Annotated in this window: 16 protein-coding genes; 5 read left to right on the top strand and 11 right to left on the bottom strand. The window is 33.9% G+C overall.

All coding sequences use genetic code 11. From position 1 onward, the window contains the following. Positions 1-125 precede the first annotated feature (125 nt). The 3 genes from POF52_RS26745 to POF52_RS26735 are packed head-to-tail and all read left to right on the top strand — an operon-like array spanning position 126 to position 2,534. A complete protein-coding gene (locus POF52_RS26745; RefSeq protein ID WP_271996566.1) occupies positions 126-998 on the top strand; it encodes a class I SAM-dependent methyltransferase in 873 nt (290 codons plus the stop codon). A 20-nt stretch (positions 999-1,018) separates the two neighbouring features. Next, on the top strand, positions 1,019-2,092 hold the full coding sequence (locus POF52_RS26740) for an acyltransferase family protein (protein WP_271996563.1): 1,074 nt from the start codon (positions 1,019-1,021) through the stop codon (positions 2,090-2,092). 31 nt (positions 2,093-2,123) lie between these two features. Continuing rightward, positions 2,124-2,534 carry a YvaD family protein gene (locus POF52_RS26735; RefSeq protein ID WP_271996561.1) on the top strand — a complete coding sequence of 137 codons (411 nt, stop codon included), beginning with the start codon at positions 2,124-2,126 and terminating at the stop codon, positions 2,532-2,534. 649 nt (positions 2,535-3,183) lie between these two features. Here POF52_RS26735 and POF52_RS26730 read toward each other — a convergent pair. The 7 genes from POF52_RS26730 to POF52_RS26700 form a co-directional block, all read right to left on the bottom strand. Then, positions 3,184-4,050: a cation diffusion facilitator family transporter gene (locus POF52_RS26730; protein ID WP_271996559.1), complete on the bottom strand. Its 867-nt coding sequence runs from the start codon at positions 4,048-4,050 to the stop codon at positions 3,184-3,186. Positions 4,051-4,230: 180 nt separating this feature from the next. Further along, entirely contained in the window at positions 4,231-4,914 is a 684-nt protein-coding gene (locus POF52_RS26725) for a DUF421 domain-containing protein (protein WP_271996557.1), read from the bottom strand. Between the two features lie 302 nt (positions 4,915-5,216). Beyond that, entirely contained in the window at positions 5,217-5,639 is a 423-nt protein-coding gene (locus tag POF52_RS26720) for a hypothetical protein (RefSeq protein WP_271996554.1), read from the bottom strand. Further along, positions 5,629-7,140, bottom strand: coding sequence for an FTR1 family iron permease (locus POF52_RS26715; RefSeq protein ID WP_271996550.1), 1,512 nt, complete (start codon positions 7,138-7,140; stop codon positions 5,629-5,631). The genes POF52_RS26720 and POF52_RS26715 overlap by 11 nt, the downstream gene beginning before the upstream one ends. A gap of 391 nt (positions 7,141-7,531) precedes the next feature. Next, positions 7,532-7,999: a hypothetical protein gene (locus tag POF52_RS26710; protein ID WP_271996547.1), complete on the bottom strand. Its 468-nt coding sequence runs from the start codon at positions 7,997-7,999 to the stop codon at positions 7,532-7,534. 19 nt (positions 8,000-8,018) lie between these two features. Further along, positions 8,019-8,525: a hypothetical protein gene (locus tag POF52_RS26705; RefSeq protein ID WP_271996544.1), complete on the bottom strand. Its 507-nt coding sequence runs from the start codon at positions 8,523-8,525 to the stop codon at positions 8,019-8,021. Between the two features lie 162 nt (positions 8,526-8,687). Next, positions 8,688-9,482: a DUF2935 domain-containing protein gene (locus POF52_RS26700; RefSeq protein WP_025753287.1), complete on the bottom strand. Its 795-nt coding sequence runs from the start codon at positions 9,480-9,482 to the stop codon at positions 8,688-8,690. A 748-nt stretch (positions 9,483-10,230) separates the two neighbouring features. Between POF52_RS26700 and POF52_RS26695 the strand changes: the two genes are divergently transcribed. After that, the gene (locus POF52_RS26695) at positions 10,231-10,875 is read left to right on the top strand and encodes a glycosyltransferase (RefSeq protein WP_271996539.1); all 645 of its coding nucleotides are present in this window, start codon (positions 10,231-10,233) and stop codon (positions 10,873-10,875) included. Between the two features lie 97 nt (positions 10,876-10,972). Continuing rightward, positions 10,973-11,557 carry an NAD(P)H-dependent oxidoreductase gene (locus POF52_RS26690; RefSeq protein ID WP_271996536.1) on the top strand — a complete coding sequence of 195 codons (585 nt, stop codon included), beginning with the start codon at positions 10,973-10,975 and terminating at the stop codon, positions 11,555-11,557. Positions 11,558-12,315: 758 nt separating this feature from the next. Here POF52_RS26690 and POF52_RS26685 read toward each other — a convergent pair. The 4 genes from POF52_RS26685 to POF52_RS26670 form a co-directional block, all read right to left on the bottom strand. Continuing rightward, entirely contained in the window at positions 12,316-12,597 is a 282-nt protein-coding gene (locus tag POF52_RS26685) for a hypothetical protein (RefSeq protein ID WP_271996533.1), read from the bottom strand. Between the two features lie 86 nt (positions 12,598-12,683). Then, the gene (locus POF52_RS26680; RefSeq protein ID WP_271996530.1) at positions 12,684-13,244 is read right to left on the bottom strand and encodes a maltose acetyltransferase domain-containing protein; all 561 of its coding nucleotides are present in this window, start codon (positions 13,242-13,244) and stop codon (positions 12,684-12,686) included. Positions 13,245-13,320: 76 nt separating this feature from the next. Beyond that, positions 13,321-14,301 (bottom strand): carbohydrate kinase family protein, encoded by a 981-nt coding sequence (locus tag POF52_RS26675; RefSeq protein WP_271996652.1) that lies wholly within the window; start codon positions 14,299-14,301, stop codon positions 13,321-13,323. 53 nt (positions 14,302-14,354) lie between these two features. Further along, positions 14,355-15,815: a glycoside hydrolase family 32 protein gene (locus tag POF52_RS26670; protein WP_271996649.1), complete on the bottom strand. Its 1,461-nt coding sequence runs from the start codon at positions 15,813-15,815 to the stop codon at positions 14,355-14,357. Positions 15,816-15,820: the final 5 nt, after the last annotated feature.

The raw sequence follows: 15,820 nt of genomic DNA, 5'->3' as shown, positions 1-15,820 counted from the left end.
GAATAAAATACCAAAAAAGTATTTATAAAGGAGATATAGAGAGTCAAATGTTCTAGTTCGTTACTAACTTCAAGAATGAAAAAGTATTAATTTCTGAAAAATTAGATTGATTAGGAGAGGTTTTAATGGTTAATAAAATCAAATTAGCTCTACGCATGGGATGGTTTATGTTATCAAAGAAAAATGCTAACAGCTCTGGGGACTATGATAATGCTAGTGGAGATTATGACTCTTTTTTTTCCAGCACTATGGGCGAACACTCATTAAATCTAATTGAAAAAATGGATATCAAACCAGGGCAAGATGTATTAGAACTTGCTTGTGGAACAGGATTTATTACTAATAACATTGCTCAAATGTTGGACGGAAAGGGTTCCATTACAACTGTAGACCAATCTATTGGTATGTTAAACATTGCACGTAATAAATTGAAAAAATTTAGTAATTTAGAAATAAAAACATCGCAAGATGATATGATGAATTTCTTAAAAAAAATGCCTGATTCAAGTTTTGATATTGTAGTATGTGGTTGGGCTATATGTTATACAAATCCAGTTAACTTTATGAAAGAGGTTAATCGCGTCTTAAAAGACAATGGACAAGTAGGAATTATTGAAACACGTGTAGACTCGGAAGAAGTTTTAATGAAGGCATTTGAAACAGTGTTAAGTAAGGATCCTTCATATTTGCAGAGGTACATTAGGATTGAATTGCCGTCTAACAATAAAATATTAGAAAAATGGTTTGAGAAATCTAAATTGAAAATAATTAGTTCGTGGCAAGGTGAGCAACCACTACCTTGTAAAAATTCAGATGAGGCAATTGAGTGGATTTTACGTTCAGGAGCTGCTGCTGGATTTTTGGATGTATTAGATAGAAAAAGAGAAAAAGAAATACTAACAAATATAAAGAATCAAGTTGACATTATAATCAAAGAAAATGGAGAGTTAAACTTAAGTCATACATATGTGGCAGGTATTGCTTCAAAAGCACTGTAAACGAAAGGAATGTGATCACTGTGGGAAAAGACACAATGCATTACATTAATAATATAAAATCTTTTCTTGCTGTTTTAGTTATTATTTTTCATACAAATAGTGCCTATGGTGGAGAAGGAGGTTGGTATTACATAGAAAGCTCAAATAATTTTATATCAACATCAATACTAACTCTTTTAAATGCCATATTTCAAAGTTTCTTTATGGGCTTATTCTTCTTTATTGCGGCCTATTTTTCACCTGGATCCTATGATAATAAAGGGTTTTATCAATTCCTTAAAGATAGGGTTCCAAAATTACTTATTCCTGCTCTATTTTACTTCTTCCTACTAAATCCCTTATGTATTAATTTGGTAGGAAAAGAAAATTACTTTGATTCATTAGGCTTTTATAACATGTGGTTTATAGTTGCTTTACTTTATTTTACTTTGGCTTACGCTATTACAAGAAAATTGTTCACATTAAATGTAAGGGAATATAAGTTTCCAAGCTCTAAAAATATTCTCTTATTTATAATCTTTATGGGGTTCTTTAACTTTATAACTAGACTTTTCTTTCCGACAAATCGACTCTATATACATGATTTTTCCTTAGGCTATTTCCCTCAATATATCATTCTTTTTTTATTAGGGATTATTGCTTATAGAAATAAGTGGTTAAATAAAATGGATAGCAAAATAGTTAGTTTATATTATAAAGTTTCCCTAATTTCAATCTTAACAATGCCAGTGATGTTTTTTATAGTAAGTACATATTCCTCTAGTTTAGAAGGATTCTATGGAGGGTTTACACTCGAATCTTTATATTATTCCTTTTGGGAACCTTTCACTTGTATAGGGGTAATACTAAAGATATTGTATTATTTTCAGAAAAGGTTAAATTACAATAATTCTTTTCTTCATATAACTAGTAGATCTAGCTATTCCATTTATATCATTCAAGCACCTATTATAGTTAGTCTACAACTACTTTTAAAAAACCTAGATGTAGATATTCTCTTTAAAGTATTATTAGTTGTTCTTATTACGTTTACGGTTTCGTTATTCCTTAGTGTATTTTTATTGAAAATTCCTAAGCTAAACAAAATTATTTAAACTAAATTTAGCATTGAATGGGGGTAAGAAAATGAAATTTTTAAAACCTTTTTTTCTTGTCACAGATATAGGGTTTATTGTTTATTGGATTGTTACTTACTTTCAATTGATACCTAAAAGTGCAGCTTTCAAAGATTATGATAATCCCATAATCATAGCATGGAACTGGTCTTTCTTCCCTTTAGATATTCTAATTTCATTTACTGGATTATTTAGTCTATATCTATATAAGCGAAACAGGGAATCTTGGAAGGGATACGCTTTAATTTCTCTTGTTTTAACATTTTGCTCAGGGCTACAAGCTATTGCGTACTGGGCATTTATTAAAGATTTCGATTTAACCTGGTGGGCCTTTAATTTGTATTTGATGATTTATCCCCTATTCTTTATAAAACTATTTATTAAGGAGAACGGTAATCACAAAAACAACCTTTCCATGTAAGAGAGGTTGTAAAATCAGTTTAAATGTAAGCAATCATTAAAGAGTTATTAAAGCCTCCTGAGGAGGCTTTCTTTTTTATATACTTCACTTAACATAAGTTTGATTATAGGAAGTAGACTTTTCAATCTATTAGTTTGCTAAAAGCGTTCGTAAAACTACATGCATTTTAAAGAACGTTCGTAAATTGTTTTTAAATTTAAACGAACGTCGAGAATGATAAATTTTTTATACAAACACACAGTCCGTAAAAGTATACTTTTACGGACTGTACATTGAAGCCTATTATAAGAGGTTAAAGTCATTATTATCGTTAAAAAAATAAAAAGCCACCCAGTATTTGCAGGACGGGTAGCTTTTCACTATAAAATGCATGTGCAGACATATAATAACATATTTTCGTCATGCAGACTATATTCTTCTGAACGATGACATATAAAAAAAGGTCTATAAGAATTTTAAAAATTCATTGAGGATAAATGTTACACCTAAGAGTACAATGAAAATAATTAATTCGATTGCTTCCTCATTATCTTTTCTTTTGTACTTTGAGTTTTTATCTTCAAGCTGTATGTTTTTCTTATATCCCAATTCCATATGACTAATTCCTTTCTCCTAAATGCTCGTTTTAATTGCCATGCTTGCTTATTTTTCAGCTTGGTTCTACATGTATGTTAGCATCCACTACATTGTGCTCTTCTGCTAATGCACTCTCTACTTTAGTTGTTATATCATGAGCATCGCCTACTCCTAAGGTAGAATTCACGAGAATGGACACATCTACTACAGGACTACTTCCATAATTTCTTGCTTTTATGTCTTTTACACCTTTCACGCCTGGAGTATTCAAAATGGTTTCCTTGTACTCTTCCAACTGATTTTCATCAAATCCATCTGTTAAATGATGAGAAGCTTCTCTAAAAATATCCCAAGCTGTTTTACAGATAAGGAATCCTACAATAACAGCCGTAACGGAGTCTAGCCAAGGAAGATGAAACTGTGCTCCTATAATTCCAATTGCTGTTCCGATACTTACCCATGCATCTGATAAATTATCTTTAGCTGCTGCCATAACAGATTGACTATTAATCTTTGTAGCTAAGTTGCGATTATAGCGATAGACAAAATACATAACAATTGCACAAAGAATGCCTGTCCAGGCCGCAATCAAGTCGGGAGCCTCTGTTTTTTGTTCAAGTATAGAAGTAACAGCTTCATAAAGAACCTGAAGTCCCACAATGGCCATAATAAACGAAGCCACCAAAGAGGAAATTGTCTCGGCTTTCCAATGCCCATAGGGGTGATCCTTATCAGCCGGCTTTTGTGAAATTCTAAGGCCGATTAGTACAGCAATTGAAGCAATGATATCAGTGGTATTATTCAAACCATCGGCCTTTAAGGCTTCTGAATTGGTCGTATATCCAATAAATAATTTTAAAGCAGATAAGCATATGTACACACAAATACTTAAGATTGCTCCTCTTTCACCCATCTTTAAATCTTTGTATCTTTGTTCCATGTTTTTTCCTCCACGTTTACTTCTTTATTATCCTAACAAAGCAAGTTCATGTGGGTCTATAGCAACCTTTTTGAGGTTTTCTATAAAATTAATCCTGTGCAAATAAAGTTTCATGGAGTAAACAATAGAAAAGAAAAACGAGTTTCAACATATTTCTGTATCTTTTTAATGGAAGGTGAACTAATTATCTTGTCTTTTATCAATATATAAAGTGCCGTCACTTTGTATTTCGGCATAAAACACATCTTGTAGGCTTACTCCTGACTGATGCAATTGCTTTTCCAACCAGTTTTGGCTTAAATTTAGTTCTTCTAAATTCTGAACAATAATTTTGCTATCAACAATAATCTCCGTAGGCACGTACAAAGGTTTCACAGCTTCTATCTTTAAATCTTTTTTGGTAACACTCTGTTGATCCACTTTTTTTAAAACAGACAGCTGCCCATCTGGCTCTAATACGGCATAGTCTACCTCTTGAGTCGAAAAAATGTTTTTTTCCCGTAATAACATACTAAGATCATCCATGTTTAATCTTAACCCAGCCAACGTTTTCTCTAGGATTTTTCCATTTTTGATGACAATTGTAGGTTGGCCATCAAGTAATATACGAGCTTTTGGAGACTTTAAATTGATATAACTTACTAGAACAGTGAGCAGTGACCAACAAACCATACTAACGAAACCATCGCTCATGTCAATACTTCTATCAATTGTAATGGAAGCAGCGACAGCACCAATTGTGATCCCTGTAATGTAATTAAAATAAGTTAACTGACTTACTTGTTTTTTCCCCATAATGCGAGTCATTAATAGTAATACACTAAAAGAAATGATCACCCTGCCTACAACTTCAATAAAACTCATTGATTATTCGCCTCCAACCTAGTCGTATTAGGAAGAAAATGCTTCTCCTTTTGTATCATCTAAATTTATTTAATAAGCTAGTGATTTAATTAAAGAATAAAATTGAGCTTTTAATGTATTTTTATTATGTGTTAATGCAGACGGATTATATAAGCCATCTAAATATAAGCCATATATAGATGGACTTTATCCCCTGTATATAACAACCAGATAATGTGATTTTTGAATTTCCTTCTGATAATATATAAAAAAAGAGCACTCTATCCTATGTTAACCATAGATAAAGCACTCTTTTCATTGTTTTATTTTAAATTTTGTACTTCTGTTAATACACTGTCTAGATCTGTTGCTGCTTTGTCTAACGTTTTTGTATCGAGGGGTTCAACCTTTGCTCCTGCTTCAATTATATGAAGTGGCGTTTCTACTTTTTCATATAGGTCGGGACTTTTATCTTTTACTGAATCCTCAAATACTTCCCATTTCTCCTCTAATTTCTCTCCACTCTCTTTTACTTTTGTAGCGTCTTTTGCTGTAAGTTGTGTATTCATATCAGCAAGTACTTGTTTCATGTCTTTCGCACCATCAGCAATCGAAACTGCTTTTGAATTTGATGATTCCTCTGTTGTTTTTGGAGCTTCTTTCTTTGTTTCTTCTTTTGCTCCGCAAGCTGCTAATGTAAATGACGTTGCTAAGATGATTGGTACGATAAGTTTTTTAGAGCGCATGTTTTGATTCCCCCTGATTTGTCTGTTGTAATTTTGCTTTTTTATCCTTTTTTTTATTCCATACCATTGCGACAACTGCAACTATAAGTAAAATGATTTGTGGAATTACACTCTCCCATGTTGAATAAATCGCAAAAAAATCTATAGTAGGGATTGGAGCTTGTGTAGCTGGTAATAATCCAGCAAGTTGGAGCCCATGGATACCCATACCGGCAAATTTGAAGCATAAGTAAAACATTAGAACACTGGATACTAAGAAAAATGGACGCATTGGAATCTTTAATCCAACTTTTAAAATTAAGTAAGAAAGAACAATCAATAATACTAATCCAATAGCTATCCCTGTTAAAAGTGTAGGCAGTTTAATGGATGAAGCCATGCCGATAAAGAATAACACGGTTTCAGTTCCCTCCCGGAAAACAGCAAGGAAAGAAAGAATAGCTAATGACCACAGACTTCCTTTATCAATAGCCTTCGTACTTTGAGTCTGAATATATCGTTGCCATTCTGCCGTACTTGATTTACTATGAAGCCAATAACTCATATACAGAAGCATCATTGCCGCGAAGACTCCCGTCCACCCAGCGATTAAAAAGTTATTACTCCCAAATGCTCCGGCAGAAAACAACATGTTTACAATAACACCTAATATAATACTTGCTCCCAGGCCTGAGCCAACACCGATCCAAATCCATCTACTCTTATCTGCATGACCAGATTTTTTCAAAAAACCTAAAAGTGCTACTACAACAAGTAAACCTTCTAAACCTTCACGTAAAAGGATTGTTGTAGCATCTAACATGTTATAACTTGTTTTAGATGCAAGTGGAGAAAGATAATCTCGCATTCCTTCAATTGTTTTTTTAGCTCCCTTTACATCAGGGTTCTTAGAAGAAAGCATTGCATACGACGTTACCATGTCTCTCTCAGCGTTTGTATAGATTTTAGAAGACTGTGTTAACACTACGCTTTCTATATCCAACCAGGAAGTGCGGAACTGCTCAATATCTGCTTTTGCACCATTCACATCGTTATGATCTAATTTAGAAAGTGACTGATTTAATAACACAATTAAATCGGCTACATTCCCCTGCTTTGTTCCCTCATCTTCAGCTTTTGCTGTAGTACGAGGGTATTTTCCTGCAATAAACTTTTCATTGGTTTGCTTTAGATTTTTGAGAGAATTTTCTAAATTCTCTTTTTGGACAGGTTGCTGAGCCAAAGCAAATTGTATCTGTCCCATCCCATCTTCTATTTCACGATAGGCCTCCTGAGACTGCTTTTTTATACCACTTTCAATCGACATCCATGTAGATGAAAATGTTTCGTATTGTTTCTTGGCTCCTTCAACATTACCATTTTGTGCAGATTGAAGCGCTTCAATAATATTTTCATTTGCATCTTGTAGATCACTTTCAGCACTTGCGGCAAAACTACGAAATGGAAATGCTATCATCGCAATTGCAAAAATAATTATGTATAGGCTAGTCCTACGTTGCATTATTTTCCCTCTCCCCAAAGAAATAAATTAACAATTAATTGTACGAATTGAAAATGAAAATCGTTATCAAATATAATTTCTATAAGATTATAAGTTCTTTTTAACTGTAACGTCAATAACAATTTGTTACATTTTATATGGTGATAGATAAGAAGATATATAGATTTTATTACAAGGGTTATAAACTTATAAAAATACTTATCATGGCCCTTACTCAAATGCTGTATAGTATGAGGTTTCTCATACGTCCATAAACCTAAAGACAATAACAAAAAAGACCACCTATACTGGCGATCCTTTGAATGTATCTAAAAAACTAATTTATTCTGCGTAGAAAATCCAAAATACCCCACTGGAACCTAATAAATGCACTCACCTAAACCTACATTCTTTAGTGACTTGCCTTTTCGTAGAAAGCATGAGCTTTTATCTCCATCTCGTGTAACATCACATCATTTTCTTTCAATACCTCTCGAATACGATGCATTAGTTCTAGGGCATTCGGTCCAGTAATCTGCTTAGCTACTCGTTCAAGAAGAACTTTTGCATCTACGGAAAACTTACGTGCAAACCCGTGGCACATGGTCATATTCCTTCTCAGAGATTCACTGTATTCATCGTTAAACGCCCTACGTATACATCCTCGTGTACCTGCATATCCGTATGAAACTTCTGAAACAGCCCTATAGAAAAGAATCATTCCATCTGCGTGGCTTGATTCAGGGTGTAACCTTAGTTCACTTACCAATGAAACTAAACGTCTCACAATCAATTTGGCTGATTCCGTTGTGTTCCACCAGTCCAATAAGTGTCGCTGTTGATCTACACTCATATTTAAAAACTCTGCGTTAGGAAACATTTTTCTATCTTCCTCTCCTCTAAAGACGTGGTATTGCCTGAATTTCTTCTATATTCGCTCGTATAGTTTCCCACTCGGGACCCAACAGAGCTCGCCCAAGCCTAATTGACTCTTTAATTGCTTCAAAGATTTGACCATGCAGATACCGGCTTTGTGCAATTAAGTAAAAAGCATCAGGCTTGGCTCTTTTTACAGCAAGTTCAAAATTAGGCCTTAATTGCTTTTCACTAATACCCAGTGTGTCAAGATCAAACACAAGCATTTCCTTTGCAAGTTCAATAGATTCTCCTTGACGGATACGACTAATCGTTCCTTGTACTGCATCAAACCCATAGCCGATATCAGCTACAGAAGCATGATACGTATTCAGTCCTGGGGCAACCCGCATGGAAGGAACCCTTCGGAAACCAGTTGTAATTGAACAGGCTACCTCTTTGGCAGCCATTCCTTTTTCTAAGGCAGCGTCGATCGCATTAAGATAATTATTTTGTTGATTAGAGTCTATTCCTATAAAAGTAGACGTCACTTGCTGTTCCTCCTCTTCATTTTCCTTATATTCAAAGGCAATGCTATGGTTATAAGATACTTCGAAAGATAACAACAAAAGGCTTCATTAAAATCCGAAGCCCTTTGAAGTTAAATCATTAAGATTCATAAAGAAAAAAAGTTTAAATTTAACATCAATGTATTATTTATGTGCTTGAAGACTCTGTTCAAACATATCGATAATATGAAGGAACCTTTCAGCTTCTCGAAAAACATGATCAGCCAGAAGAGGATGGATAATGCTTTTAATTTTACATTCCTCAATTAAATCTCTGGCTGTTTTTTTAAAGTCCCGAAGGGAAGCTACAGAAACACGATTCTGATCAAGAAATTGATCTAAAAGAGGAACCGTTTGAGATTGTGGTTTCATAGACTCTAAATCTCTTGCTTGAAAAATTAATTGATCAAAATCATGACTGAAGTTTCTGGCCATATCAACAAGTTTTCTTTCGGATGGATCAAGAAGATGACCTATAAACTGGGCATGATCAGCCATAATTCTTAAAAAGAAGACATTTTCCTTGATAATGGAATCAGCGAGTGGCTTCAATTTCCCTTCGTTTAATTCAATTAATCGTTTTCTAAAATAGTTGGCTTCTCTACTAGTATGATCAACCAAAAGAGGAAAGTTATTTGAACCCGGTAGTTTACAGGTCAGGATTAAGCCTAAAACTTTTCTCTTAAAAGCAAATATACCTGTGGCTGCTTGTTGGACTTCTGAATTGAATCTTTTCATTTGCTCCGGGTCTGTTTGATGAGTAAAGGAATGAGACCGTTGTTCAATATCTTCAAACAAATGATAAAATTGATTCGCTTCATTAATTAATTGTGTATCCTCACACCTGAAACCTAAGCGAAGAAACAATGAGTGTTCCTTCATAATTCTTGACCAAAAACGAATTTCATCTAAGGATTGTGCAACAAATGCATTAGTCATTATTACTCCTCCTACAATTGTAAAATAGCTTCATTCTAAGTTATTCTGCTTTATGTCTGGACATGCTTAGGCTCACATAAAAAAGCTCAAATCTTTTCAGGCTTGAGCTTTTTTAATGTATTCTTCTATCCAATATATGATTTAGATGAAGGGGAATTCTGTCTAAAAAGAAGGTATATTAATTACTCCTCTTTGATTTTTAACCCTACATATTATATAAGATCACCAAATGTAGAATGAGTATTGCAGCGTTATTTTTGCTAAAAACAGGCCAGATTATAGGCTCTTCATACTATAGAATTGGTTTTACTATATTTTTGAGCGATGGAATAATAAATTTTTATTTCTGCCCTTTTATTACAAAAAGAACAGGTGTGTTTAGAGTAGTGAATCTTCTTTACATGGGGAATTTCAAGGCGTACAAGTCCATCCTTCACATGTTGATTACATACCATCAGCATATGCTTCACATTTTTCACCTCTTTTCCCTTCTAGAATTTTATATAAGCATATGAGACAAGCAATACTATTTATGAATAGATAAATACAAGGTCCTAGGATTTGAATTTTTCTACTATAATCTTACAAAAAGATATCCTCTGTAACCTTTCATAAGTGTTAGCTGATTAGGCATGTGGCGGTACTCTATAAAGAATTAATGTTGGAAAGTAACATTTTAAAGAATGTAAAAAATCTCCTATACAAATAATAAGGGCGATAATCACCTAATTTGGAAGGAGTAGTTTTTATGAAGAGAATATTAATGGTAGGATTTATTTTGTTATTTCCACTGAACATATTGGCTGGACCCATTAGTACTGTTGCTGAAGCTCAAGAACATCGTATTAGCCAATCTGAGGTAACGTTTGAAAATGAATTCAGAAGACTTTGGATTGATCATGTACTGTGGACAAGCAATTATATTACAAGTGCAACAACAGCAGGATCAGAAGATCAAAAGCAGGTATTGGCAAGATTGCTTAAAAACCAAGAGGATATTGGGAATGCTGTGAAGCCAGTATACGGAGAGAAAGCCGGAAACAAGCTTACGAATTTGCTTAAGGAACATATTATCCTTGCCGGCAAGATTGTAGATGCAGCAAAAACCGGAAAGAAGGCCTTGGTGAATCAGTTAAACAAAGAATGGTATCGAAATGCTGATGATATAGCAGCGTTCCTTAGCCGAGCTAACCCTTATTTAAAAAGTGAGGATCTGAAAAAATTACTGTATATGCACCTAAAATTGGTGACAAATGATTTATCTGCGAGCTTAGCAAGGGATTGGGAGGCAAGAATTGGTGCGATTGATGAAGGTGTCTCACATATCATCTTAATGGCAGATACAATCTCCACGGGAGTTGTGAAGCAGTTTCCAGAGAAATTCACTCAATAATCTCCAGTGGAATACTGGAAATTATTGAGTGAATTTCTTCAATATTAAATTATCTTTAATAATCAAATGTAAATTAAATACACGGAGGTTATTTATTATGAAACATCTTATTGTTTACGCTCATCCTAATCCAGAGAGTTTAAATCATTCAATTTTAGATACAGCTGTTAATACGTTAAGGAAAAACAGACACGAAGTTATCGTACGTGATTTATATGAACTTAATTTTCAACCTGTTTTGAAACCAGAAGATACGGAAGCTATGAAGGCAGGAAAAACACCTAATGACATTAAAACAGAACAAGAATTTATTTCTGAAGCAGATGCTATAACATTTATTTATCCTATTTGGTGGACGGGACTTCCAGCTATTCTTAAAGGATACGTAGATCGAGTATTTGCCTATGGTTTCGCTTATATGCCTGGTGCAGAAGGGATTGTTAAACTCTTGAAAGGTAAAAAAGGTTTAATTATTAATACCCATGGTACCCCTAATGAAGTCTACGATGAGATTGGCATGACAGCAGGATTGAAGGTAACATCTGATGTTGGAATATTTGATTTTACTGGAATCGAAACGGTAGAACATTTACTATTTGGAAGCATTGGATACCTTGAGGAAGAAGCTTATAAAGGTATGTTAACAAGAGTGGAAGATACTATTAATCGTCACTTTTCATAAGGAAAAGAAAAAGACTGCCAAACTAGGCAGTCTTTTTTGACTTTCATTTGATTTTTTATTGTTTAGTTTTTTGGATTCCTAAAAAATCCATTAAGGTAATTAAAAATGCATCCTTTAACAGACAAGATATTTAAATCTATTGTAAGAGGTTAAAGTATTTATTATCGTTAACAAAATAAAAAGCAACCTCGGTATGGCAAGCGAGGTTGCTTTTTAGGGATTACACCTATGAAAGTGTAAAAAATCAATTCAAGAGAATTTTAGCACATTTTTGCCATAAAGACTATATTTTACCGTACGAGCATATGTATAAAACGCAGAGTTTTTATACATCTTCAGGTCATTCATATTTACGGTAAAACCCGTTAAACCAAGGATGTATAAAAGGCTGCATGTTCCCGTTCGAACAACAAACTTTGAACCCTTGCCTACCAAGGGTTCTTTTTTATGGTGTGTTCCGGAAAGAGACATTATGTAAACAAAATGCAGAGTATAAGAGAAAAGCTTACCTTTTTAGATAAGCTTGCGAAAGGTGATATCTATGGAAAATGCTTTACAGCATGATTAGCCATTAATTTATCATTTAATGGGGAAAAAAAGATGAAAATTAACCATATTAAAAGGACATATCATAAGATATGTCCTTTTAAGTATATACAGAGTAAAATGCATAATCATGGGTTGGCTTGCACCAGAACCAATAAAAACTAGCTTTACAAGTAAAATTTCCTGCCATCATGACCTTTTACTTGAAGAAATTAAATATTTAACCCTCTTTTTATCCATACTACTTTTGTTTGTTGCTTTAAAAGAGGAATTTTACTTCTAAATTTTCTTTTAAGTACCTCTACACTTGAACTATACAATATTTTATCTTTTAAATGATTATTTTTATCTCGCTTTTTTAGCGTATATGCTGGATTAAACCATAGTGTCATCTTATAAAGCATCTTATCCTGCTTCTCTATAATTGCTTGATAGTTCCCTAAATAATGACCCAAATGATTATAATCTCTAATTTTCCCCATCCACATATCCAATTTAATCACCAATTAACTAATAAGTTAGAAATTCAAATTTCATTTAGAGTACTGTTGCTAAAATTTAGTGAAATATCCTTATATCCTTAATTTCCAATATTTTTAATGATTTTTGCGGGATTCCCACCTACTACTACATTGTTAGGTACGTCTTTAGTCACTACTGAGCCAGATGCAATAACCACATTGTCTCCTATCGACACTCCTGGATTTATCACTGAACTCCCACCAATCCATACGTTATCTCCAACAATAATTGGTTTTGCATATTCCTTTCCTGAATTCCGTTCATCTGGGTCAATTGGATGAGTTGCTGTATAGATATGTACACCCGGACCAAGTAAACAGTTATCTCCAAATCTAACTTCACAAATATCTAGAATGACACAATCAAAGTTTGCAAAAAAGTTTTCGCCAACAAATATGTTATAGCCATAGTCAACTCTAATATTTGGTTCAACATATACGTTTTCCCCAGTAGAACCGAATAAACCTTTTAATAATTTAATACGCTTATTATCTTCACTCTCTAAAGTTTCATTATATATTCTAACCTGCCTTCTAGCATGTTCTCGATCCTTTCTTAATTGTGCGTCTGCAGGATTATACATTTCTCCATCTAACATCTTTTCTTTTTCAGTCCTCATTATTTAAATCCTTTCTTTTAACCCTTACTTATATCGTGGATTTCATACTAAGTCCTAACTATAAATACATATTTTCTTATGCTCTTTGAGTAGCAATAAAATTCATTATATGTTGTTTTCCAGGTGCTGCGTGAATCGCTCCTTTTACTGAGGCAGTAAGTGCCCCACTTGCATTAGCAAAGGTAAGCAACTTTTGATGGTGTTCACTCACTTTTTGACATAGATTTTCGCTCGATATATCAATTGAAAGCAATTCAGATAAAAAACCACCTATAAATGCATCACCTGCTCCGGTTGTATCTGAGACAGTCACTTTAAATCCTTTGTCCTCGAATTGTTCTCCATTTTTTAAATAAATAAGGGCTCCATCTTTTCCTTTGGTATAAACTACTACTTTTACATTGCCAACAAAAAGGGAGTTAATAGCTTCCCTTTCTCCCTTAATATTAGTTATAAAAAATAATTCTTCATCCGATACTTTTACGATATCTGCTAAAGGTAAAAAGTCTAGAATTGTTCGACGACAGCTTTCTTTGTCAGGCCATAAGGGAAGACGAACATTGGGATCAAAACTGACAATCCCCCCTATTTTTTGAAAACTATCTATTACTTTGATATGAGTTTGTTTCATTGAACTTTCAACTAAATCTACAGAACAAAAATGAAGAAGGTCTCCCTTATCAAACCACTCTACTTTCACTTCGTTTGGTAAAAGTAATAAGTCAGCTGAATTCTTTCTATAAAAACTGAAGTCTCTATCTCCCAATTTATCTACAGATACGAATGCCAAACCGGTCTCTCCTTCATTGCATCGAATAATATATGAAGTATCTACCCCATTTCCTTCAAGCACATCTACTAAATAATCGCCAAAGCTATCATTAGCTATTTTCGTTAGCATAACAGAATTCCCCCCGTATTTTGCAATCGCAATTGCAACGTTCATAGGAGCTCCCCCAGCCACACGTTCAAAACTAGTAACTTCTTTTAAAGACTTTTCTTTTTGAACAGGAATAAAATCAATTAATGTTTCACCAATACAAAAAACTCTTTTCAACATCTTCACCCCAAAACAATGAACAAGTGCTTGTACACTTGTTCACTCATAGTTTATTTCCAGATATCTTTTAACTTCCAATATGTTAATTCCTTAATCTTTACATCTTCAACATCTGCAAATACTTCAATGCCTAATCTATCTTCAGTTGGATAAATACGACTTGTCATAGTTGCTTGTCCTTCATTTGCAAATACTTCAATAGAGGATCGATCAAGGAATATGCGTAAGGAAAGCTCTTGATTTGCCCTAAGAATGGTTTTTCTTACACCATCTTCAACTTTACCAGATTTAGAACAATCGAGTTTTAGTGTTTGTTTGTCCAAGTGATACGTTAATATAGTCTCTTCCTGGTTAATGCCACGAATTCTTATTCCAACCGACTGAGCGTTACAATTGGTTAGGTCAAACACAGCTTTTATTTCGATTAAATCTTCGTTTGTTTCTATTAAATAGCTATTAGAAGTTACATCGGTAAGTGTATTATGTTCAATCTCACGCAATAAGTTTAATTCTTCTACAGGATTCATTAAAACTTTATCATGCTCTCCTAAAGTAACTTCACGTGGTAACGTAAGTGCTCCGCACCATCCATCTTCTTTTGTTGGCATATCTGACTCCCACATATCCATCCAACCAATAGCAATTCGACGTCCTTTTTCATCTAATAACGTTTGAACTGCATAAAAATCATGTCCATTATCTAACTCACTAAATGAGCCATGTGTAAAATCGTTTGTTTCGTAATTGTAATCTCCAATTAAATATCCCGTTTGGAATAAGTTGTTGTATAAATCCCCATCTTTTTTAATACCTTGTGGAGAAATTATGAGAACGTGTTTTCCATCTAATTCAAAGAAATCTGGACATTCCCACATAAATCCAAGGTTTTCGTTTCCTTGTGCCAATACACCAATATATGACCACGTACGTAAATCTGGAGAACGGTATAAAATTACTCTGCCCACATTCTCCTTGGTCGAATTTCCTACTACCATATACCAACTATCTTTCTGTTTCCATACTTTAGGATCACGGAAATGATGACTACTATCTGTAGGTGGTTCAGGGATTACTGGATTTTCTGCAATCTTATGAAATGTGACACCATCGGTACTAACAGCAAGATTTTGATTTTGATAAAATAGATCTTTTTCTTTGTCCATATAGTGATGACCTGTATAGATTAACGTTAATTCACCATCATTATCTACAGCGCTTCCCGAGAAACACCCGTCAGTATCACAAGCGTCACCAGGAGCTAAAGCGATAGGTAAGTGTTCCCAATGCACAAGATCTTTGCTCTTTACATGGCCCCAATGCATTGGACCCCAGTTTTCATCGTATGGATGATGTTGATAAAAGACATGATATTCTCCTTTATACTGTACTAAACCATTTGGATCATTAATCCAGTTGGCAGGTGCCATAATATGATAGCCTAACCGATAACGTTTATTTACTCCTTCTTTTGCAGTATCCAATGCTTCTTGCGCTTGCTGGAGGTTATTTATTGTGA

Origin of the sequence: Priestia sp. AB, assembly GCF_028369225.1 — a bacterium.
GTDB lineage: Bacteria > Bacillota > Bacilli > Bacillales > Bacillaceae_H > Priestia > Priestia megaterium.
The sequence above is the reverse complement of the archived record's forward strand: the minus strand, read 5'-3'. Positions and strand labels throughout refer to the sequence as shown.